This window comes from Amycolatopsis sp. NPDC051102 (assembly GCF_040682815.1).
Lineage (GTDB): Bacteria > Actinomycetota > Actinomycetes > Mycobacteriales > Pseudonocardiaceae > Amycolatopsis.
The window spans coordinates 677,142-696,204 of the sequence record NZ_JBFBBT010000003.1 but is presented as its reverse complement, the minus strand read 5'-3'; the positions used below and the strand labels follow the sequence as shown (position 1 = coordinate 696,204).

Annotated in this window: 20 protein-coding genes and 1 tRNA gene; 6 read left to right on the top strand and 15 right to left on the bottom strand. The window is 68.2% G+C overall.

Going from position 1 to position 19,063, the window contains the following annotated elements; all coding sequences use genetic code 11:
• The first annotated feature begins 86 nt into the window (after nucleotides 1-86).
• Nucleotides 87-335 carry a hypothetical protein gene (locus tag AB0M93_RS13855; RefSeq protein WP_364272538.1) on the top strand — a complete coding sequence of 83 codons (249 nt, stop codon included), beginning with the start codon at nucleotides 87-89 and terminating at the stop codon, nucleotides 333-335.
• Here AB0M93_RS13855 and AB0M93_RS13850 read toward each other — a convergent pair.
• The 10 genes from AB0M93_RS13850 to AB0M93_RS13805 form a co-directional block, all read right to left on the bottom strand.
• Entirely contained in the window at nucleotides 314-760 is a 447-nt protein-coding gene (locus tag AB0M93_RS13850; protein ID WP_364272535.1) for a S26 family signal peptidase, read from the bottom strand. The genes AB0M93_RS13855 and AB0M93_RS13850 overlap by 22 nt on opposite strands.
• On the bottom strand, nucleotides 757-2,616 hold the full coding sequence (locus AB0M93_RS13845; RefSeq protein WP_364272532.1) for an ABC transporter ATP-binding protein: 1,860 nt from the start codon (nucleotides 2,614-2,616) through the stop codon (nucleotides 757-759). The genes AB0M93_RS13850 and AB0M93_RS13845 overlap by 4 nt, the downstream gene beginning before the upstream one ends.
• The gene (locus AB0M93_RS13840) at nucleotides 2,613-3,176 is read right to left on the bottom strand and encodes a TlpA disulfide reductase family protein (RefSeq protein ID WP_364272529.1); all 564 of its coding nucleotides are present in this window, start codon (nucleotides 3,174-3,176) and stop codon (nucleotides 2,613-2,615) included. Before AB0M93_RS13840 ends, AB0M93_RS13845 begins: the two co-directional genes overlap by 4 nt.
• Before the next feature lie 11 nt (nucleotides 3,177-3,187).
• Nucleotides 3,188-3,718: a MauE/DoxX family redox-associated membrane protein gene (locus AB0M93_RS13835; protein WP_364272526.1), complete on the bottom strand. Its 531-nt coding sequence runs from the start codon at nucleotides 3,716-3,718 to the stop codon at nucleotides 3,188-3,190.
• Between the two features lie 107 nt (nucleotides 3,719-3,825).
• Nucleotides 3,826-4,539 (bottom strand): ABC transporter ATP-binding protein, encoded by a 714-nt coding sequence (locus AB0M93_RS13830; protein WP_364272523.1) that lies wholly within the window; start codon nucleotides 4,537-4,539, stop codon nucleotides 3,826-3,828.
• Nucleotides 4,526-5,449, bottom strand: coding sequence for an ABC transporter ATP-binding protein (locus AB0M93_RS13825; RefSeq protein ID WP_364272520.1), 924 nt, complete (start codon nucleotides 5,447-5,449; stop codon nucleotides 4,526-4,528). Before AB0M93_RS13825 ends, AB0M93_RS13830 begins: the two co-directional genes overlap by 14 nt.
• Nucleotides 5,446-6,591, bottom strand: a complete 1,146-nt coding sequence (locus AB0M93_RS13820) for a branched-chain amino acid ABC transporter permease (RefSeq protein WP_364272518.1) — start codon at nucleotides 6,589-6,591, stop codon at nucleotides 5,446-5,448. The genes AB0M93_RS13825 and AB0M93_RS13820 overlap by 4 nt, the downstream gene beginning before the upstream one ends.
• Nucleotides 6,588-7,598, bottom strand: a complete 1,011-nt coding sequence (locus AB0M93_RS13815) for a branched-chain amino acid ABC transporter permease (protein ID WP_364272901.1) — start codon at nucleotides 7,596-7,598, stop codon at nucleotides 6,588-6,590. The genes AB0M93_RS13820 and AB0M93_RS13815 overlap by 4 nt, the downstream gene beginning before the upstream one ends.
• A 94-nt stretch (nucleotides 7,599-7,692) precedes the next feature.
• Nucleotides 7,693-8,874, bottom strand: coding sequence for a branched-chain amino acid ABC transporter substrate-binding protein (locus tag AB0M93_RS13810; protein WP_364272898.1), 1,182 nt, complete (start codon nucleotides 8,872-8,874; stop codon nucleotides 7,693-7,695).
• 411 nt (nucleotides 8,875-9,285) lie between these two features.
• Entirely contained in the window at nucleotides 9,286-9,900 is a 615-nt protein-coding gene (locus tag AB0M93_RS13805; protein WP_364260368.1) for a response regulator, read from the bottom strand.
• A gap of 185 nt (nucleotides 9,901-10,085) precedes the next feature.
• On the opposite strand from AB0M93_RS13805, the gene AB0M93_RS13800 reads away from it, so the two are divergent.
• Both AB0M93_RS13800 and AB0M93_RS13795 read left to right on the top strand, forming a co-directional pair.
• Nucleotides 10,086-10,159: transfer RNA gene (locus AB0M93_RS13800), tRNA-Leu, on the top strand.
• Between the two features lie 1,392 nt (nucleotides 10,160-11,551).
• Entirely contained in the window at nucleotides 11,552-11,875 is a 324-nt protein-coding gene (locus tag AB0M93_RS13795; protein WP_364272516.1) for a hypothetical protein, read from the top strand.
• 157 nt (nucleotides 11,876-12,032) lie between these two features.
• Here AB0M93_RS13795 and AB0M93_RS13790 read toward each other — a convergent pair whose 3' ends face one another.
• Nucleotides 12,033-12,296, bottom strand: a complete 264-nt coding sequence (locus AB0M93_RS13790; protein ID WP_364272928.1) for a hypothetical protein — start codon at nucleotides 12,294-12,296, stop codon at nucleotides 12,033-12,035.
• On the opposite strand from AB0M93_RS13790, the gene AB0M93_RS13785 reads away from it, so the two are divergent.
• Entirely contained in the window at nucleotides 12,204-12,704 is a 501-nt protein-coding gene (locus tag AB0M93_RS13785; protein ID WP_364272895.1) for a hypothetical protein, read from the top strand. The genes AB0M93_RS13790 and AB0M93_RS13785 overlap by 93 nt on opposite strands.
• Before the next feature lie 1,093 nt (nucleotides 12,705-13,797).
• Nucleotides 13,798-14,445 carry a LuxR C-terminal-related transcriptional regulator gene (locus tag AB0M93_RS13780; protein WP_364272513.1) on the top strand — a complete coding sequence of 216 codons (648 nt, stop codon included), beginning with the start codon at nucleotides 13,798-13,800 and terminating at the stop codon, nucleotides 14,443-14,445.
• A 47-nt stretch (nucleotides 14,446-14,492) separates the two neighbouring features.
• Here the strand turns inward: AB0M93_RS13780 and AB0M93_RS13775 are convergent, their stop codons facing one another.
• Complete coding sequence (locus AB0M93_RS13775) at nucleotides 14,493-15,068, bottom strand: helix-turn-helix domain-containing protein (protein WP_364272510.1); 576 nt, start codon at nucleotides 15,066-15,068, stop codon at nucleotides 14,493-14,495.
• A 51-nt stretch (nucleotides 15,069-15,119) separates the two neighbouring features.
• Nucleotides 15,120-16,031, bottom strand: a complete 912-nt coding sequence (locus AB0M93_RS13770; RefSeq protein WP_364272507.1) for a hypothetical protein — start codon at nucleotides 16,029-16,031, stop codon at nucleotides 15,120-15,122.
• A gap of 180 nt (nucleotides 16,032-16,211) precedes the next feature.
• Here AB0M93_RS13770 and AB0M93_RS13765 point away from each other — a divergent pair, with 180 nt between their 5' ends.
• Nucleotides 16,212-16,763 (top strand): hypothetical protein, encoded by a 552-nt coding sequence (locus tag AB0M93_RS13765; protein ID WP_364272504.1) that lies wholly within the window; start codon nucleotides 16,212-16,214, stop codon nucleotides 16,761-16,763.
• Nucleotides 16,764-16,785: 22 nt separating this feature from the next.
• Here AB0M93_RS13765 and AB0M93_RS13760 read toward each other — a convergent pair whose 3' ends face one another.
• Complete coding sequence (locus AB0M93_RS13760) at nucleotides 16,786-18,237, bottom strand: MFS transporter (protein WP_364272501.1); 1,452 nt, start codon at nucleotides 18,235-18,237, stop codon at nucleotides 16,786-16,788.
• An 82-nt stretch (nucleotides 18,238-18,319) separates the two neighbouring features.
• A complete protein-coding gene (locus AB0M93_RS13755; RefSeq protein ID WP_364272498.1) occupies nucleotides 18,320-19,012 on the bottom strand; it encodes a Clp protease N-terminal domain-containing protein in 693 nt (230 codons plus the stop codon).
• Between the last annotated feature and the right edge of the window lie 51 nt (nucleotides 19,013-19,063).

Genomic DNA, 19,063 nt, shown 5'->3' with positions numbered 1-19,063 from the left:
GGGTGTGCACCCGCTGTGCGGCGGGCGGCGACGATGGATCACGACCAGCAAACCAGCCTGCTCCAAAGATCGAAAGGATCATGCGGATGCTCCAGCTGAGCCCGAAACTCGACCACGCCGTCCAAGGCGTGGCCGCGCTCGGTGACCGGATCCTCGGACTCGTCGTCCCCCGGGTGACCGCGGAAGCGGGTTGCCCGTGTCAGGGCGACTTCCTCCAGTACTGCGGCTGTTACGACTACGGCGGTTCCCTCCGGAAGTGGTACCGGACCTGCTACTTCAACTGCGACTGCAGCCACTACTGCGATTCCTGCATCTATTCCCAGTACTCCTGCTGAACCGACCGGGTCGTCACGACACCGATGACCCGCTCGACCGGGAAGTAGCCGAGCTCGGCCGAATCGATACTCCCCTTCGCGTCGCCGAGCAGCACGAGCATTCCCGACGGCACCCGGTCCTCCGGCCGGTCCGCCAGGGCCGGCAGCCCGGCTCGGGGGACCGGGTCGCCGGGGACCGCCGCGACCCGCTTGATCAGGTAGCCCGTGCGCGTCGCCCGGGGCCCGTCGCGGCCGGGGTGTGCGACGACCACGACGACACCGCGGCGGATCTTCCCGGCCCGGCGGCAGAGGACCCGCTGGCCGTCCCGCAGCGCCGGCGTCATGCTGAGGCCGGACACGACGGCGACGAACCAGCGGCCGCGCAGCTGCCACCGGATCACCCCGCCGAGCACCAGAGCCGCGGCGGCCCAGATCCAGCCGGTCACGGCCGGCCCGCCAATTCCGCCTCGCCCGCCCCGTAACCCCGCGACTGCAGCCGGAACAGCCGGCCGTAGCGGCCGCCGGACACGGCCATCAGGTCGGCGTGTGCGCCTTCTTCGACGACTTCACCGTCGTCCAGCACGGCGATGCGATCGGCGTCGCGGACCGCGCTCAGCCGGTGCGCGATGACGACGCTGGTCCGCCCCTCCCGGTGCGCCCGCAACCGCGTGTGCAGTTCGTGCTCGGCTTCGGCGTCCAGCCCCGAACTGGGTTCGTCGAGCAGGAGCAGGTCGCAGCGGTCCCGGAGGAACGCCCTGGCCAAGGCGATCCGCTGCCACTGTCCCCCGGAGAGCAGCACCCCCACGTCCGCGGCGGCGCGGTCCTCGTCCTCGAAGTAGGTCCGCGTGAGCGGGGTGTCGTAGCCGCGGGGCAGCGCGGCCAGCAGGTCGTGGGCCTGCGCCTGCCGGGCGGCGCGGTGCAGCCGCTCGTCGTCGCCGAGCGCGGTCAGATCGCCGACGCCGATGTTCTCCCGGGCGGTCAGGTCGTAGGTCATGTAGTCCTGGAACACCGCGCCGATCCGCTTGCGCAGGTCGTCGACGCGCAGCTCGCGGAGGTCGACCCCGTCCCACGTGATGCTTCCGGCCACCGGGTCGTAGAACCGGCAGAGCAGCTTCACCAGCGTGCTCTTGCCGGCGCCGTTCACCCCGACCAGCGCGACCGTCTCGCCACGGCGGATCGTCAGGTTCACCCCGCGCAGCACCCACGGCCCGTCGTCGCGGTAACGGAACCAGACGTCCCGCAGCTCGATCCGGTCGCGTAGCTCGCCTGCCCGCCGCGGCCGCGCCGGCACGGGCAGGTCCGGTTCCGCCCGCACGACCGCCGCGTAGTGGCCGAAGAGCAGCAGCGCCTGGTGGCCGGCCGCGAGCTCGCGGACGACGGACAGGACCATGGCCTGCGTCCCGGCCACCGCGGCCGCGAACACGGAGACGTCACCGACGCTCAGCTCTCCGGTCCGGGCACCGCGGACGGCCCAGACCAGACCGAATCCGGCGATCAGGGCACCCGCGGAGCCGAGCAGCACCTGGGCGACCAGCTCCCGCCGGTCCGCGCGGCGGTCCTCCCGGTGCACCGCGGCGGTCTCCCGCCGCATCCGGGCCCCGAAGTGGCCGCCCAGGCCGAGCAGCCGGATCTCCTTGGCGGCGCGGTGGTCGGTGAGCAGCTGCGCGTAGAACAGCTCGCGACGGCGGCCGTGGCCCGTGGCGGTCAGCATGTCGGCGCGGCGGCGGCCGATCGTCAGCTCGACCGCCAGCGCCGGCACCGCGGCGAGCGCGACGACGACCGCGAAGACCGGGCCGATCGCGAGCAGGGTCCCGAGGAAACCCAGCAGGGTCACCGAAGCCTGGCCGATGGCGAGGCCGCGGCCCAGGAGGTCACCGGGCGCCGACCGCCCGAACGACTGGGCGAGCTGCACCCGGTCGTGGAACCGGGGATCTTCGAGCCGGGCCAGCCCCTGGAGCCGCCCGAGGGCGTCGTAGAGCCGCCACTGCGCGAGTTCCGTCACCGCCCGGCCGAGCGCGGACCGGACGTACCGGGTCGTCTGCTGGGTCAGCACCGTGGCCACGCCGACGGCCGCCAGCGCGACGGCGGGCAGGACGACCGGTGCTGTCCCGCCCGCCACGAGCGCGTCCAGCACGACCTTCGTCAGCCACGCCGTGAGCACCGGCAGCGCACCGGCGACGACGACCAGCACGACGTCTCCGGCCACCGCACCGGGCGCGGCCCGCACCGCGAGGGCGACCGCGTCCCGGGCGTCCGCGGCCGTGCGGCGGTACCCCTCGCGCCGGGGCACGCGACCGCTCAACCGCGGCCTCCGGCCACCGGTGCGGCCAGTTCCTCCAGCACGAAACCCCGGGAAGCGATCCGGCCGTCGTCGTCCAGGACACAGACCGCGGGGAAGCCCCGGACGCCGAACGCCGAAGCCACCGGGCCGCCGGGCGGCTCGATCACCGTGCGCGCCGCGGCCTCGAACTGCCGCGCCATGGCCCGGGTGTCGTCGTCGGTGTCCAAGCCGATCACCACCGCGAGCACGGCCGACCGGCCGCCGGGCTCGGCTTCCGCCCGTTCGAGGAACCGCGGCAGCTGTTCGGTGCAGGCCCCGCAGTGCGGCGTGAAGAACCCGATCAACGCCGAACCGGGGAGCAGGTCGCCCGACAGGACCGCGCCGTCGGTGGTCGACGTCGTGAAGGCGTCCGGCGAGGCACCCGGCGCGATCATGACCTCCGGTGCCGTGCCTCCGCCCTTCGAAGCGGCTTCGATGGCTTTCGCGTGCTCGCGTAGCCGCCGGACGACGCCGAGCAGCAGCACGAGGTTCAGCACTCCGAGCGCGCCGAGCACGATGTCGGCCGTGATCAAGGAAGACATGTTCCGCCCCTTCAGTTCCGGATATCGCCGAAGAACAGGTCGAGCAGGTCGTCGAGCCGAATCACCAGGACGGCGACCAGCGAGCCGCAGGCGAGCGCGAGCAGGCCCGCGGCGGGGTCCGGCGAACCCACGGGTCCCCACCACCCCGGAAGCCCGGCCAGCGCGAAGAGCACGAGACAGGCGCTGCGCACCACGTGCCCGTACCCGATCGGCTGCGCGGAAGCACCGAAGCACGCGCACTCGGCCCGGATCCCCCGCCGGATCCGGCTGGTCAGGCCGGCCGCGAACACCGCGGCGAGCGCGGCGGCCAGCAGGCATCCGGCCCACGGCAGCACGGCGAGCGCGGCGGCCACCGTGCCCTCGGCAAAGGCGATCGCACCGGCCAGCCACACCGTCCGCCGGGCGCCGACGAAGCCGAACGGCCGCAGGGAGGCGACGAAGCCGGCGAACGCGGCCCGGCCGCGGACCTTGCTCAGCGCGGACACGGCGAAGACGATCGCCGGTACCCACCGGCACATGAGCTGGATCGACGCCGTGACCATGATCCCCAGCCTGCCGGGCGGCCGCACATGTCCCGCACAGGAGCCGCACAAGAAACCGGCCCCGCACGCCGAAGCGCGCGGGGCCGGGGGCGAAGCACTCCAGGACGTCAGCCGACGCCCAGGTACGCCTCCTTGATGCTGTTGTCCGCGAGCAGCTCCTTGCCGGTGCCGGTCTTGGTGATCCGGCCGGTTTCGAGCACGTACGCGCGGTGGGCGCGGGACAGCGCCTGCTGCGCGTTCTGCTCCACGAGCAGCACCGTGGTGCCCTGCTTGTTGATCTCCGTGATGATCCGGAAGATCTGCTGGATGAACTGCGGGGCGAGCCCCATCGACGGCTCGTCCAGCAGCAGCAGCTTCGGCTTCGCCATCAGGGCGCGCCCGATGGCGAGCATCTGCTGCTCGCCGCCGGACATGGTGCCGCCCAGCTGGGTCTTGCGCTCGGCCAGCCGCGGGAAGAGCTCGAAGACGCGTTCCAGGTCCGCACTGAGGTCCTTGCGGTCCTTGCGGGCGTAGGCGCCCATGTCGAGGTTCTCCATCACCGTCATGCCGGGGAAGATGCCCCGGCCTTCCGGCGCCTGGGAGATCCCGCGGACCACCCGCAGGTCACCGCGCAGCTTGGAGATGTCCTCGCCGGCGAAGGTGATCTTGCCCGACGAGATCGGCCGGATCCCGGAGATGGCCCGCATGGTCGTCGACTTGCCGGCGCCGTTCGCGCCGATGAGCGTGACGACCTCGCCCTCGTTCACCGAGATGGACAGCCCGGAGACCGCCTGGATCCGTCCGTAGTGGACGGACACGTCCGACAGCTCAAGCAACGTCATCGTCAGGCACCCCCAGGTAGGCCGCGATCACCGCGGGGTTCTCGCGGATCTCGGCCGGCAGTCCTTCGGCGATCTTCTTGCCGAACTCCAGCACCACGATCCGGTCGGTCACGCCCATGACGAGCTTCATGTCGTGTTCGATGAGCAGGACGGTGTAGCCGTCGTCGCGGATCGTCCGGATCAGACCCATGAGGTCTTCCTTCTCCGCCGGGTTGAAGCCCGCCGCGGGCTCGTCCAGGCAGAGCAGCTTCGGCTCGGTGGCCAGCGCCCGCGCGATCTCCAGGCGCCGCTGGTAGCCGTAGGGCAGGTTCTTCGCCCGGTCGGCCGCGCGGTCGGCGATGCCGACGAACTCCAGCAGGGCCATCGCCTTCTCGACGGCGGCCTTCTCCTCGCGGTGGTGCCGCGGAGAGCGCACCAGGGCCCCGAGCAGGCTGGTCTTGTGCCGCGCGTCGGTGCCGACGACGACGTTCTCCAGCGCGGTCATCTCGGCGAAGAGCCGGATGTTCTGGAACGTCCGCGCGATGCCGAGCTGGGTGATGCCGTGCCGGGACGTCTTGCCCAGCGCGTGGCCTTCGAGCCGGACTTCACCCGACGTCGGCCGGTAGACGCCCGTCATCGCGTTGAAGCACGTCGTCTTGCCCGCGCCGTTCGGCCCGATCAGGCCGAGGATCTCGCCGCGGCGGATGTTGAACGAGATCTGGTCGAGCGCGACGAGACCGCCGAAGCGCATGGTCACGTCGTCGACCTCGAGCAGCGTCTGCCCGACCTCGACGTCGATCTCGCGGTCCGGCGCGACGACCTCGGCGACCTCGGCGTCGTGCTCGGCCCGCTCCTCGGCCGTCATGTGCTGCAGCTCGGCGACGAGGCCGCCCTCCGCGACGACCTCGGGGCCGTTCTGGGGGTCGGTCATGACTTGCTCCCCGGGGTCGGTTCGGTCTGCAGCGCACCGTCACTGCTGATCTGCTCGCCCCGGCCCAGCAGCCGCTGGTAGGCCTGCCTGCCGTAGGCGAGCAGGCGCTGGCGCGCACCGAGCAGGCCCTGCGGGCGGAAGATCATCAGGACGATCAGCGCCAGGCCGAAGATCAGGTACTTGTACTCGGCGATCGCCTGGAAGCGCAGCGGGACGTAGGCGACGACGCACGCGCCCAGCAGGACGCCGACCTTGTTGCCCGAACCACCGAGGATCACCGCGGCCAGGAACAGCATCGACGTCACGACGTCGAACTTCTGGTTGTTGACGAAGCCGAGCTGCCCGGCGTACAGCGCACCGGAGAGACCGCCGATCGCCGCGCCGCTGATGAACGCCCAGATCTTGAACTTGAACGTCGGCACGCCCATGATCTCGGCCGCGTCCTCGTCGTCCCGGATGGCGACCCACGCGCGGCCGACCCGGCTGCGCTCGAGGTTCCCGACCAGGAACAGGACGGCGATGATCAGCGTGACGCACAGCCAGTACCAGGGGATGCCGTTCGAGTTGTTGAACAGCGCGGTCCCGTTGGCGTTCGTGCCCGGCGGGTGCCCGACCTCCTTGAACCCGGAGTTGCCGCGCAGCGGGCCGACGTTGTCGGCGAGCAGGCGGACGATCTCGCCGAACCCGAGCGTCACGATCGCCAGGTAGTCCCCGCGCAGCCGCAGCGTCGGTGTCCCGAGGATCACGCCGAAGACCATCGTGACCGCCATCGCGATGGGGAGCACGACGAGGAACGGCAGGTGCGACAGCGACGAGTCCGGGCTGGTGAACAGCGCCATCACGTAGGCGCCGATCGCGAAGAACCCGACGTATCCGAGGTCCAGCAGGCCCGCCTGGCCGACGACGACGTTGAGGCCGATGGCGACCAGCGCGTAGCGGGCCACCTCGAACATCGCGATCGGGAAGTCGTACCCCGGCTGCGTGGTGAGGATCGGCGGGTTCAGCACCGGCAGGAAGTAGATGAGCACCACCAGCGGGATCAGGATGCCCCACTGCTGCACGCGGCTGAGGTTGTTCCAGCGCTCGCCGAACGAGCGCTTCGTGGCGGTCGAGGCCGCCGGCTGAGTCGTGGTCGTGGTCATACCCGGGCCTTTCCGAGCGACTCACCGAGGATGCCGGTGGGCCGGATCATCAGGACCAGCACCAGCAGCACGAACGCGACGATGTCGCGCCAGCCGCCGCCGAACAGCGACTGGCCGTAGTTTTCGGCGACGCCGAGCAGCAGGCCGCCCAGCAGCGCGCCGCGCAGGTTGCCGATACCGCCGAGCACCGCCGCGGTGAACGCCTTGATGCCGAGCAGGAAGCCGCCCTGGTACCAGGCGCCCTGCGGGATCTTCATCATGTAGAACAGCGCCGCCGCGCCGGCGAGCAGGCCGCCGATGAGGAACGTCAGCATGATGACGCGTTCCTTGTTCACGCCCATCAGCGTCGCCGTGTCGGGGTCCTGCGCCACCGCGCGGATCCCGCGCCCGAACTTGGTCTTGTTGACGAAGTAGTTGGCGCCCAGCATCAGCACGATCGAGGCGATGACCGTGATGATCGTGACGTTGGTGATGCTGCCGCCGAAGAGCGTGAAGACCTCTTCGTTGCGCATCAGGCGGATGCCGAGTTCGGGGTTGCCACCGCGCCAGATGAAGATGAGCTGCTGCAGCACGAAGGACGCGCCGATCGCGGTGATCAGGAAGACCAGCTTGGGTGCCCCGCGTTTTCTCAGCGGCCGGTAGGCCACCCGTTCCAGCACCACCGCCGTGCCGCCGGATATCGCCATCGAGGCCAGCAACGCCAGCAACAGGAAGCCGACCAGCTCCACCACCGTCAGCGAGGGCGTGTTGCCGGGCCGGAAACCGAGGCCGTAGAAGGTGAACCACGTCGCGTAGACGCCGTAGATGAAGACTTCGGAGTGGGCGAAGTTGATGAGCTTCAGGACGCCGTAGACGAGGGTGTACCCCAGCGCCACGAGGGCGTAGATGCTGCCGTAGGCCAGCCCGTCGAACGTGTTGTTCCAGAACTGGTCCAGGAACGCGTTCACGTCGAAGGTGATCCAGCTGTCGCTGTGGACCAGCACGGCCGAGCTCAGGTCATGAGTCAATGACACACTAGTTCTCCATGTGGGACCGGGGTGCAGGCCCGGCGGGATCGAGCCGCCGGACGTGCACCCCGGTAATCAGAACGGAAGCGTTGCGCTACTTGATCTCGGTGTTGCGGACGATCTTCCCGCCCTCGACCTTGTAGGTCCACACGGTCGTGCTGGAGAGCTCGCCCTTGTCGTCCCACTTGAAGTGCTTCGTGATGCCCTGGCCGTCGTAGCTCTTGACGAAGTCGAGCAGGCCCGCGCGGTCCTTCTTGCCCGAGTCGATGCCCTTGAGCAGGATCGTCGCCAGGTCGTAGGCCTCGGGCGAGTAGGTGCCCGGGTCCTTGCCCACCGCGGCCTTGTACGCGTCGGTGAACTTGGTGAACTGGTCAGCCGGGACACACGGGCAGGTGAAGTACGCGTTCGCGGCCGCCTCGCCGGCGCCCTTGACGAACTCGTCGTCCTTCACGCCGTCCGGGCCGACGAACTTGGCCGTGACACCGGCGTCGTTCAGCTGCTGCGCGAAGGGCGCGGCTTCCTGGTAGTACCCGGAGTAGAAGACCGCGTCCGGCTTCTCGCTCTTGATCTTGTTGACCACGGCCGAGAAGTCGGTCTGCTTGGTCTTGACGCTGTCCTGGCAGGTGCCCTTGGCACCGAGCGCCTGGATGGTCGAAGCCGCCAGGCCGGTGCCGTAGTCGGAGTCGTCCTTGATGACGCACACCTTGTTGGCCTTGAGCTCGCCGGTCATGAACTTCGCGGCGGCCGGGCCCTGGGTGTTGTCGTTGCCCAGCCCGCGGAAGAAGGTCTTCCAGCCGTTCTGGGACAGCGTCGGGTTGGTGGCCGACGGAGTGACCGTGACCAGGCCGGCACCGTTGAAGATGTTGCCGGCGGCCTTCGACTCACCCGAGAACGGCAGGCCGACGACGCCGATGATCGCCGGCGTGTTGACGATCTGCGTCACGATGCCGGGCGCCTTGTCCGGCGTGCCCTCGGTGTCGAACTGCTCCAGCTTGACCTGGCAGCCCGGGTTGGCCTTGTTGTGCTGGTCGACGGCGAGCTTCGCGCCGTTCAGGATGTTGACGCCCAGCGCGGCGTTGGCGCCGTTGATGGTGCCCGCGTACGCGATGGAGGTCGGGGCACACTGGGCCTTGCCGTCACCGGCCGGGTCGGCCGCGTCGGCGGCGGCGGACGGCGCCGCGGCCTGGGACTGGGAGCTCGAGCTGTTGCTGTTCGAGCCGCTGTCCGTCCGCGCCGAACACGCGCTGAGGGCGATGGCCCCGACACTGGCCAGCACGATGACCCTCGCAAGTCGTGCTTTCTGCACTCGTTCCTCCAAATGCCACCTGGCCGCCCGGTCGGGCGGCTGTCCCGGCGTGGGACCTGACTGGCCGCTGAAAGTAGCCGCCCCGGCGGCCGTTGCACAGAGTCACACGTGCTCTTGTAGCCACATCGTGACGGTCGTCACGAGTATTAACGTATGGTTTACACCCGCTCGTCGTAATACGACCAGCGGGTAGTGACTCTCGGTGCACGGCAGCCCGCAGACTGCCCCTTGACTCCGGGGTCAAGGTGTGCAGAGTCTACGGACCCGGTGTCGATCATCGCCTCCGGCCACGCCGAGAAGGCGCGCAAAGGTACCAAGTACGCCCTTTCGGGCACCCGGAGCGTTACGAAACGGCGATGTTTTTGCCCGTTTTGCGAGGGTTCAGCTGCCGATGCTCTCGACAACGGCCTCGGCGACGGCCTTCATGGTGGTCCGCCGGTCCATGGCGGTGCGCTGGATCCACCGGAAGGCATCGGGCTCAGTGAGCCCCTGCCGGCTCATGAGCAGCCCCTTGGCGCGGTCGATGACCTTCCGCGTCTCGAGCCGGTCGGTGAGCCCGGCGACCTCGGCCTCGAGGGCCTGCAGTTCGGAGAACCGGCTGACGGCGAGCTCGATGGCGGGCACGAGGTCACGCTTCGCGAAGGGCTTGACCAAGTAGGCCATGGTCCCGGCATCCCGCGCGCGTTCGACGAGGTCACGCTGGCTGAAGGCGGTGAGGATGACGACGGGCGCGATCCGGTCACCGGTGATCTTGGAAGCGGCCTCGATGCCGTCGAGCTTCGGCATCTTGACGTCGAGGATCACGAGATCGGGCTTGAGGTCGGTGGCCAGCGCGATGGCCTGCTCGCCATCACCGGCCTCCCCGACGACTTCATAGCCCTCTTCCCGCAGCATTTCGACGAGGTCGAGCCGGATGAGAGCCTCATCCTCCGCGACGAGCACCCGACGCTGCGGCACGGTGGCGGCACCGTGGGCCTCGGTAGCCTGATCGGTCACCGGGGTCCTCCTGAAGACTCGGCGGGCGTTGACGTTCGCGGCTTTCCGCGAACCTGAAGCCTACCGGGAACGATCCAGAGAAAGAGATGGCGTTCACCACGAAGTGGCCAGCATGACACTGCGACCGCAGAGGATGGCCCCGACCACGGCGGGGGTCCGGTGATCCCGTAGAGTCACCACGTCACGCCCCCGTAGCCCAACTGGCAGAGGCAACGGATTCAAAACCCGTCCAGTGTGAGTTCGAATCTCACCGGGGGCACTGGCGATCACCCTGTAGAAAACGGCCCCTGACCAGGCAGAACCTGGGCAGGGGCCGCTCTTGTTCGGTCCGGCGGTGTCCGGGGCTGTCCGGCCGTCTACGGCCCTCCACCCCCCATACGCCCCCAGCTACCGGCCGTCAGCTCTCCCAGCCGAGAGCCCGCTCGATGCGGTCGTGGGCGGCCGACTCCAGACCGGCTATCACCTTGGCGTAGATCTGGTGCAGCACCGCGACGGAGTGGCCGGCCCTCGCACTGCGTGGACGGCAGCCCAGCGGCCAGCCAGGTGGACACACAGGCGTGGCGGAGGTCGTGGGGCTCTTTGCCGGCGGCGAGGCGTACTCCTCCTCGGAGAATGCTGCTTTGCGTGCCTTGTCCCAGACTCGGCCGATCGTCGATTCGGCGAGGTCTCCCCCAGTCAGGTTCCGAAACAGCCGCCCATCAGCCGCCGTGCCGAGCGTGGTCAGGTGCGTGTGCAGAATCGCCGTCAACGGCGGTGGGACGGCACTGTGCGGACCTCTCCCCTTCCCCGCTGCTTGAGCTGCCGGCGGTCCCGGCGCTCTCCGCTGTCCGTCCAGGCCGCTCCGGTGATCGGAGCGGTCTCCGACAACAGCAGCTCGCCCCAACCCTCCTCCGGGAGCGGCAAGTCCGACTTGCGCAGCATGGCTACCTCTTCCGGCCGGAAAGCCGCGGTTGTGCCTCCACTTCGGACAGCAGGCTCTTCGCCTGCTTCGGGGTGATGACCACGCGCTTGTCGATCGCCCGGACGGACTTCGGGGCCGTCCACTCACCTCGGAAAGTCGATTTGCGGTCAACAGCTTCAGTTCATGGGCGTACTCCAGTGCGGTGAACAGAACGGCGCGCTTGTGGTTGACGGTCTTTGCGGCGGCCTGCTTCCCGTCGAGCTTGAGCGACAGAACCTCCAGCACTTCGCGAAGAACGGCCTTATCGTTAAGCCTCGACACCGGGGCGGTATTCGACTTCAGCCACTTCAACGCCTGCTCCACTTCCCGAGGCTTCGGCTCATCGCGGCGTCTGGTTTTGAACGCCCACCCGGTGAGCGCGCGGCGAAGCGTCCTGCTGTCCGGCGCGCCCCGCGTGGTCGTGAGCAACGCCGGCGTCACACTAGCGAGAGCATCAGCGTTTCCGGCACGCGACTTCCCAGCGGCGCGCGGCCACTTCATGTCGACGTACTTGCATGCGAAAGCGATGGTGAGGTGCTGGCGTGGCGTGGCCATTGCAGTGTGGTCCCCTCAGGCAAGGCAATTACGGCGGGGAATGCGCATGGGCTCGGCCGTCGACTGGCCTCGGCGCCTTCGCGGTCGTGTGCGCTCTTCCGCAGCGAAAGCTGATCGGCGAGTACCGGGCTGCTCCGCCAGCGGCCGTGGCTGGCCGTGCCCCTTGTGGTGTGCCTGCTCGGACTCGTCGGCACCTCACCGACCGCCGTCTTCGCCGGAAAGCTGACCATCTTCACCGCGGCCCTCGACGGCGGATACGGCTGGCTCGTCGTCGTGGCCGCCGTCAACACCGTGGCCAGCCTCTTCTACTACCTGCGGTGGATCGTGGGCGCGCTCCGTCCCGCCGAGTCCGAGACGAAACCCGCGGTCGGCAGGTGGGCGGAGACCATGGCCTACGTCACGGCGGCCGCATCCGTCATGGCGGGCCCGCTCGCCGGCCTCCTGCTGATGGTTTTCGACGGTGAGCTCGCACTGAGGTGAGCGCGGCCGGTCCGATAGCGCGGCCCGGTCGGATAGCGTGCCCGAACCGCCGCCGCACACACAAGCCGCGGCTCCGACGAGCGTGACCAGCGTGGCACGCGGCCGCCGAACGACCGGCCCATCGGGCGCTTCCCAGCCTTGCCAGCTCACCGTCCAGCTATCGCGTCGACAGAACCTCTTCAGATCGGCTGTGAGAGTGGCCGCGAAACGGCGTCAACTGATCCGGGTCTTCGGCCTCGAGCCGCACGACCGGCCCGCGGACGTCTACCGCGTCGCCATGATCCTGCGCGCGAAGGAAGCCGGATTCAGCCTGGAGGCCATCCGGGAGATGCTGGCCACACGGGACCCAGCCGCGCGGACAGCCATCCTGCGCCGCCACCGCACCGAGCTGGCCGCCCGCATCGCGGCAGAAAAAGGTCATTGGAGCTCATCGACTGTGCGCTGGACTGTGACCACGAGGACATCGCCGTGTGCCCGCATCTCCAGGCCGCGATCGATGCCCGGACTATCCTACCGCCATCCGAGTGACAGGCCCTTCGACGATCCGAAAAGTGATTTCGCGGCAAGTCTCCTCGGTGCCGCCGCACACGCCGGCCACCTTGGCTCACGAAGCTTCAAGATTCGGCCGATGCTTCCGAAGACCGACCAGGATCACCCAGAGCAGCGCCAACCACGAAGAGGCTCGCTCCAGCACTGTCCAAAAGAGACGATGGACAGCAGTGGACCTGCGACTCGTCGCGGGTGTCGGCTCGACTCAGCAGCCGAACGACTGCGCAGACCTTCCAGAAAGCAGTACGGGCACCAGGAATGGTGCTGGACAGCGCCTTGATCGACACTCGATCGGACCAGCGCCGAAGAAGCTCGTCACACCTGGGGCGTCCCGCCCGTGCACTTGGCACGGACGCCGATTCGGCGACACACAACTTCGGAATCACCACGCGCAGCGCAGGAAAGGCGCGACTTCCGCACTGCTGCGGCATCGCATGTGAGCAGTCCGAGCCAACGTTCCGCGCCGGACGATCTCGCCTTCACGACACCATCAAGCCAGATCGCGACGGCATACACATAGGGGGTAGCCCTACCACGAGAGGAAGCGAGGCACGTGCATCTCGGTCTTCGAACGGCTTGATATCACCGACTCCAAGCCGCGGTGAACCTGAGCACCTGTCACACAGGGACAAACGTCCCTTACGCTACCCTCCTAAGGTATCACAGCCGGACAGGATGGCGATCTGACGCGGAACACCAGATCGATCAAGAGCAGTCGTGACACGTCGGCACCGCACGTCACACCACACCAGGCCCGGCGAACGCCTCCCTGCCGCCGTTAATTTGGTGCGGCTACCGTATTTCGCGGGTAGACTGTAAGTTATTGACGAGCTCTGGTCACTGGGGACTCGGGGGGAAGCTTGCGGTGCAACGAAGTTGACAGCAGGAAGCGTCACGGCCACACGGGCGAGCTCTATCGGCCCCAGGCGTTCGCCTGGCACGCCAGAAGGTCGGGGCTACTGGCCGAGGATGTCGCCGTCGGCGAACCGCAGTGACGGTGCACCTGAGGCGCCTGGAACCCCGCTCACGGGCGCGGAAGACCACTGCAGGACCGACTCACACCTCATCCGCTACGGGCAGAACCTTCACTGCCACGAAATCCTGGCTTCCTCAGCGCGACGATATCTCCGGAGCCCGCCCCGGGTTCCGGCTACCCGCACGCCTTGAGGCAGGTCGACGGCAAACGGCCGAGCGCGGACACGTCCAGAGGTTTGCATCCGGCTTCGTTCGCTCAGCTGCAGGCAGCGTGGGCGGCCTGTCCGTAGAGATTCAATCCATTGACCATCACCCCACGAGCCATCCAGATGACGCGAAGCTTCTGCAACGGTTCAGATTCAGGAACGTAGACGACGAATTCCGGGAGGGTAGGGGGAATGGATGTCGCTGTACTCGAGTCACTGGAGGTTCTCCGCTGCGGTTTGGAAACGATGCTCGGAAGACTCGAGCGAGTCCGCGATCTCGAGTCTCATCGGAGGATAGAAGAACTGTTGAGCGCGCGGGGCAACGAGTGGAATCCTGACATCATCATCGTCAGCTGTTGCGCTCCCGACGATATCGCCGATCGTGTCCGAATTGCGTTTCCGGCCAGCCGCATACTCGAATTGCTCATCAGGGCCGACCCCGAGCACCTCGCCATGGCCGCGAAGACGCACGCCGATGGCTACCTCATGGTGCACGACGTCACCGAGGCGACGCTGGACAGCACCCTGCAGGCTCTGCTGCGCGGAGAACTACCCATGCCCGCCCCAGTCGCGAACTACCTGCTGGAGCGCGCCCGATCAAGCGAGGCACCGCCACCTTCGCAGCACCGGCCTTACTTCAACCCCCGCGAACGCGATGTCATCGAGTTGCTCCTGGAAGGCCGCAGCAACCAGCAAATCGCGGACAAACTGAGAATCTCGCTGCACAGTGCCAAGCGGCACGTGTCGGCCGTCCTCAACAAGGTGAACTCGCCGAGCCGTGCGCATTTCGTCGCCCAGATGCTCCACGAGGAATGGATTCCGGTTCAAGGGCGCCGCTGAAGCCGGGTGGACCCAGAGCTGCGGCTCCGGGTCCGCGCCACCCGCCGCTAGCGCGGGCTGGTGTACGCGCGAAGGTTGGCGCGTTCGCCTTGACGGCCGAAGAGGATCAGCACCTCGACCGGAGCGGCGTCCGCACTGTCGAACCAGTGCGGCACATGGGTGTCGAACTCGGCTGCCTCGCCCTCGGAGAGCACCAGTTCCTGGTCGCCGAGGAGCAACCGGAGGCGGCCGTTGAGCACGTACATCCATTCATACCCCTCGTGGCTCCTTTTTTCGGGGGGCCGACGTCGCGCCGGGATGACCGCCTTGTGCGCCAACAGCGAACCAGGCCGGTGAGTCAAGGGGATGAACGTCATCCCGTTGCGCTGCACCGGTCGCAGGTGGACGCGCGGATCTCCGGTGGGCGGTGCGCCGATGAGCTCGTCGATCTGCACACCATAGGTCCGCGCGAGCGGCAACAGTGCTTCGAGCGTCGGACGCCGGCGGCCGGTCTCCAATCGCGACAGCGTGGAGATCGAGAGCCCGGTCGCGGCCGCCACATCGGCCAGGGTCGTGCCTCGCTGCCTGCGGATTGCCCGCAGCCGCGATCCCACTCCTGCCAACACATCGTCCATGTCTGCCATTCCTTGCGAAACTAGTCGGTCCACCGTCTGCCGGAAACCGTCGTGCGCCGGTCATCTGCCGACGAAGACGACCTCGTACTCGTCGGCGGTGGGCGGCAATCCGGTCTCCGCCGTGTCGGACTTGGCGTTGATGACGGCCAGCTGGTCTTCGAAAGCGATGGCGGTCGCAGGAAACTGGAACGCGTCGTGCGTGATGACCCGCTCGACCTTGCCAGTGGTCCAATCGGGGCTCAACAGAACCCGCGACACCCGATTGACCCGGTTCTGCACGACCCACAGCCGTGGCCCGTCAAGGACCAGGCCGTCCGCTTTCGGGACATCGACACCTTCGATCGTCCGGCTGTTGCCGGTCTCCGGATCGACGGTGTAGAGCTTGCCGTTGGCCGTGTGCGAGACGATCAACGGCGCCCCGGCATCGGGTGCGATGATCCCGTTGAGGTTGAACTCGCCGCTGATCTCCGCAGCCGGTCCGGTGACCGGCAGGGTGCTCGCCGGACCGAGCTCACCCGCGGGGGTGATCGGCACAAAGTACAAGACGCCGGCCGAGGAGTCGCTGAAGTAGGCGCCTTTCGCGGTGACGAAGACCTTGTTGACGACCGTCGACGCCAGATCGTCGACCTTGCCGAGCTGGTAAGTGGCAACGGTTGCACCACTCTCGAGGTCGTACACGTAAGCCCAGCCCAGACCGCCTCCGACGAAGAGCCACCCATGCCGGAGGTCGGCCCACAAGCCCATCGCAAGCCGGCCGACCGGAACCTTGATGAACAACTCGGCAGTCCGGCGCCTGAGATCTCCCCGGTAGATGTTGCCGAGGAACAGATCGCCGCAGTAGAAGGTATCGCCCGCTCCCCTGGCGATCCCCTGAGAAGACTTGGCTCCAGGGAGCACGATGACGTCGGCGGATCGCGCCACGGGTTCGGGCATGCTGCTCGTCGGTACCTCCGGCTCGTCGCGCAGTGCCATGAAATTGCCCTCATTCCGGTCATCTTGGGATCGCTGTGGGGACAATTTCCCGAACGCAGACCGATACGGGCAAGCCCACCGGGTGTGGACGATGTACCGCACCAAAGCGCGCACCATGGCGCGCTCCGCGCCACTCTTAGGGAGCTGCACCCGCTGCGAATCTCTGCCTAAACTGCCTTCATGCCCACCTCCAACCGACCGGCACCGGGTTCGTCGGCCCCCACCTTGGAACAGGCCGCGAAGATCGTCACGGAAGCGTCCAACGATCCCGGTTGGGGTCTGTTCATCTGGCTCGGGTTGACCGTCGACGTCCGGCACGACGAGCTGTCCCGGCTGCGCTGGCGGGACGTCATGCCCGAAACCCGTGAGCTCACCGTCGGCCAGCGTCGTGTTGTGGTCGGCGAACACACGAGTACGCTGCTGCACGCCTACTCGGCCCACTGCGCCGCACAGGCCGCCATCCTCGACGTCGAGCAACTCCCCGACGCTTATGTCTTCTCGCTTTCTCCGGAGGGGGGAACGCCGCCGGAGTACCGCCTTGTCTCGGAACGTTATTCCTGCCTGTGTTCCGACCTCGGCTGGACCATGCGCCTCGACCAGCTGCCGCACTACCCGGAGGCCGAACTCGTCGCGGCCGGGGTCGACGTGAGCGTCTTCACGTGGCGGCTGCAGCGCGGGCTTTCGCGGATCCAGCGCCGTCCGGCGGGACGGAAGCCCGCCGGCGGCTGCTGAACGCCCCTCTTCGGCCGTCATCTCATCGCCGGGCCGACTGGGGACCGGCAGGCGCGCCTGCTGTGCGGGTTTTCCCGGCGGCCAGGACCACTGCAGCCACCGCGGCGACCGCGGCGATGACGGCGAACACCGTGTAGGCACTGGTGAATCCGGCGAAGGAGGGTGTGCTGGTCAGTCCGGCGGCGGCCACGGTAGAGCCCAGCCCGACGAAAATCGCCGCACCGGACGGGTTGAAGGTGTAGACGACCGCCGACACCAGCCCGGCCTCCTGCTGCGCCACACCGGCCAGGGCCACGGTCGTCGCCGAGACGAACACTCCCGTGGCGCCCAGCGCGAACAGCACGGCGCCGGGAAGCGCCTGGATGTAGACGTTGCCGCCGGGCGACATCGCGCTGAGCAGCCAGTTGCCGATGGTGACCAGGGCAAGGCCGGTGAAGGCGACCACACGGGTGCCGACGACCCCTACCAGGCGCCCGCCCGCGGTGGCGCCGGCCACGGCGGCCACCGCCGCGGGGAGGAAGAACAGACCGGTGGCCAGCGGGCTGTACCCCCGCAGGTGCTGGAGGTACTGCGACGTGATGAACATGTCCCCGCCGGTCACCCCGGCCGCGGTGAGCATCAGGAACGCTCCGGTCGCGACCGGGCGCTGCGCCAGCATCCCCGGCCGCATCAACGGGTTCCGCACGAGGCGTTCGACGACGGTGAACACCCCGTACAGGACGACGGCGGCGGCGATCGGCACCAGCGTGCCGGGATTCGCCCAGCCGTGGTTGCCGGCGTTGATCGCGCCGAAGATGAGCGAGCCGGTGGCGGCGGTGACCGTCACCGCGCCCACCACGTCGACGGTGTGGGGCGCGTCGGCGATCCGGCGCTCCGGCACCAGGGCCAGGATGGCAGCCAGCAGGCCGACACCGATGGGAATGTTGATGAAGAACACCCAGCGCCAGCCCGGGCCGTTGGTGAGCAGCCCGCCGGCCAGGAGCCCCACCGTGAACCCGATCCCGCCCAGGGAGGACCACACGCCGAGTGCCTTGTTGCGGTCGGCGCCCTGGAACATCCCGGTGACGGTCCGGAGCGCGGCCGGCGACATCAGCGCGGCGCCGATGCCCTGGCAGACGCGTCCCCCGATCAGCATGGTCCCGTTCTGCGCCAGGGCGCTGGTAAGAGAGGCGAGGGTGAAGAGCGCCAAGCCGGTCAGGAGCATGGCCCGGGCACCGAAGGTGTCGGCGAGCCGGCCACCGAGCAGCAGCAGACCGCCGAGGAAGAGCACGTAACTGCTGACCGCCCAGGTCAGTTGCGGCCGGCTCAGTCCCAGGTCGGTCTGGATGGCAGGGAGGGCGACATTGATGACGGTGGAATCCAGCATCAACATGAACTGCGCCAGGCAAATCGCCGCAAGCGCTTTCCACCGGCGCGCAGCCGGGGGGTTCCGCGGTTCGACCGCGTCACGCACCAGATCTCGAGGGTCGGGCATGGTGAGCTCCTGACTCGAATCTCAGTGGCACCGCTTCGACCCCGTCGAGGCGGCGCCCTGATTTCGACGCGCGAGGCAGCCCTCACCGGGCGGCGAGCCATTCCTCCACGTCGCGCTGCTCGACACCCAGTTCGCGAAGAACCTGTGCGCCGACTCCGAACCTTTCGACCAGCACACCGAGCAGAATGTGTTCCGTACCCACGTAATCGTGACCGAGGCGCTGTGCCTCCTGCACGCTCAACTCGATGGCCCGCTTACCGCGCGGGGTGTAGGGGAGCTGCTCGGGCACCTCGCCGACTCGCGGGCCGAAGACCTGCACCATCGCCGTGCGCAACTGTTCCGGCGTCGTCTTCTCGGACAGGAACTTCGCCGCCAATCCCTCGGGCTGGGCCAGCAGACCAAGGACGAGGTGCTCGGTGCCGAGGTAGTCGTGCCCGGCCGTCCGGGCTTCCTCCTCCGCGGCGACGATGATCGCCCGCGCCCGGGGCGTGAACCCGGCGAAGGTCGCAGCGTCGAGCGTGACCATGGGCGCGGTCTTCGGCACGAACCGCTTCTGGACCGCCTGCCTGCTGACCCCCATCGTCTTACCGATATCGGCCCAAGTCACGCCCGCCGTCCGTGCTGCCTCCACGAAGTACCCGACGAGCTGGTCGGCGACGTCGCCGATCCGCTCGGACACGGCTATCGCATCGGCGAGGTGGACGAGCGGATCGTCGTCCGCGTGCATCCGTTTCACACGACCGACCAGATCGTCGATGGTCACCGGTTCATCCATGATGCAACCTTAGGTTGACAAGTTGAATCTTGTCAACCTGGAGATGACAAG

What these genes read in the sequence shown, in the direction of transcription:
- AB0M93_RS13855 (WP_364272538.1), top strand. Translation starts at nt 87, where the DNA reads ATGCTCCAGCTGAGCCCGAAACTCGACCACGCCGTCCAAGGCGTGGCC.
- AB0M93_RS13755 (WP_364272498.1), bottom strand. Translation starts at nt 19,012, where the DNA reads ATGGATGAACCGGTGACCATCGACGATCTGGTCGGTCGTGTGAAACGG.
- AB0M93_RS13790 (WP_364272928.1), bottom strand. Translation starts at nt 12,296, where the DNA reads ATGACCTTTTTCTGCCGCGATGCGGGCGGCCAGCTCGGTGCGGTGGCG.
- AB0M93_RS13825 (WP_364272520.1), bottom strand. Translation starts at nt 5,449, where the DNA reads ATGACCGACCCCCAGAACGGCCCCGAGGTCGTCGCGGAGGGCGGCCTC.
- AB0M93_RS13775 (WP_364272510.1), bottom strand. Translation starts at nt 15,068, where the DNA reads ATGGCAGACATGGACGATGTGTTGGCAGGAGTGGGATCGCGGCTGCGG.
- AB0M93_RS13785 (WP_364272895.1), top strand. Translation starts at nt 12,204, where the DNA reads ATGCTGGCCACACGGGACCCAGCCGCGCGGACAGCCATCCTGCGCCGC.
- AB0M93_RS13840 (WP_364272529.1), bottom strand. Translation starts at nt 3,176, where the DNA reads ATGTCTTCCTTGATCACGGCCGACATCGTGCTCGGCGCGCTCGGAGTG.
- AB0M93_RS13760 (WP_364272501.1), bottom strand. Translation starts at nt 18,237, where the DNA reads ATGCCCGACCCTCGAGATCTGGTGCGTGACGCGGTCGAACCGCGGAAC.
- AB0M93_RS13835 (WP_364272526.1), bottom strand. Translation starts at nt 3,718, where the DNA reads ATGGTCACGGCGTCGATCCAGCTCATGTGCCGGTGGGTACCGGCGATC.
- AB0M93_RS13765 (WP_364272504.1), top strand. Translation starts at nt 16,212, where the DNA reads ATGCCCACCTCCAACCGACCGGCACCGGGTTCGTCGGCCCCCACCTTG.
- AB0M93_RS13770 (WP_364272507.1), bottom strand. Translation starts at nt 16,031, where the DNA reads ATGGCACTGCGCGACGAGCCGGAGGTACCGACGAGCAGCATGCCCGAA.
- AB0M93_RS13820 (WP_364272518.1), bottom strand. Translation starts at nt 6,591, where the DNA reads ATGACCACGACCACGACTCAGCCGGCGGCCTCGACCGCCACGAAGCGC.
- AB0M93_RS13780 (WP_364272513.1), top strand. Translation starts at nt 13,798, where the DNA reads ATGGATGTCGCTGTACTCGAGTCACTGGAGGTTCTCCGCTGCGGTTTG.
- AB0M93_RS13830 (WP_364272523.1), bottom strand. Translation starts at nt 4,539, where the DNA reads ATGACGTTGCTTGAGCTGTCGGACGTGTCCGTCCACTACGGACGGATC.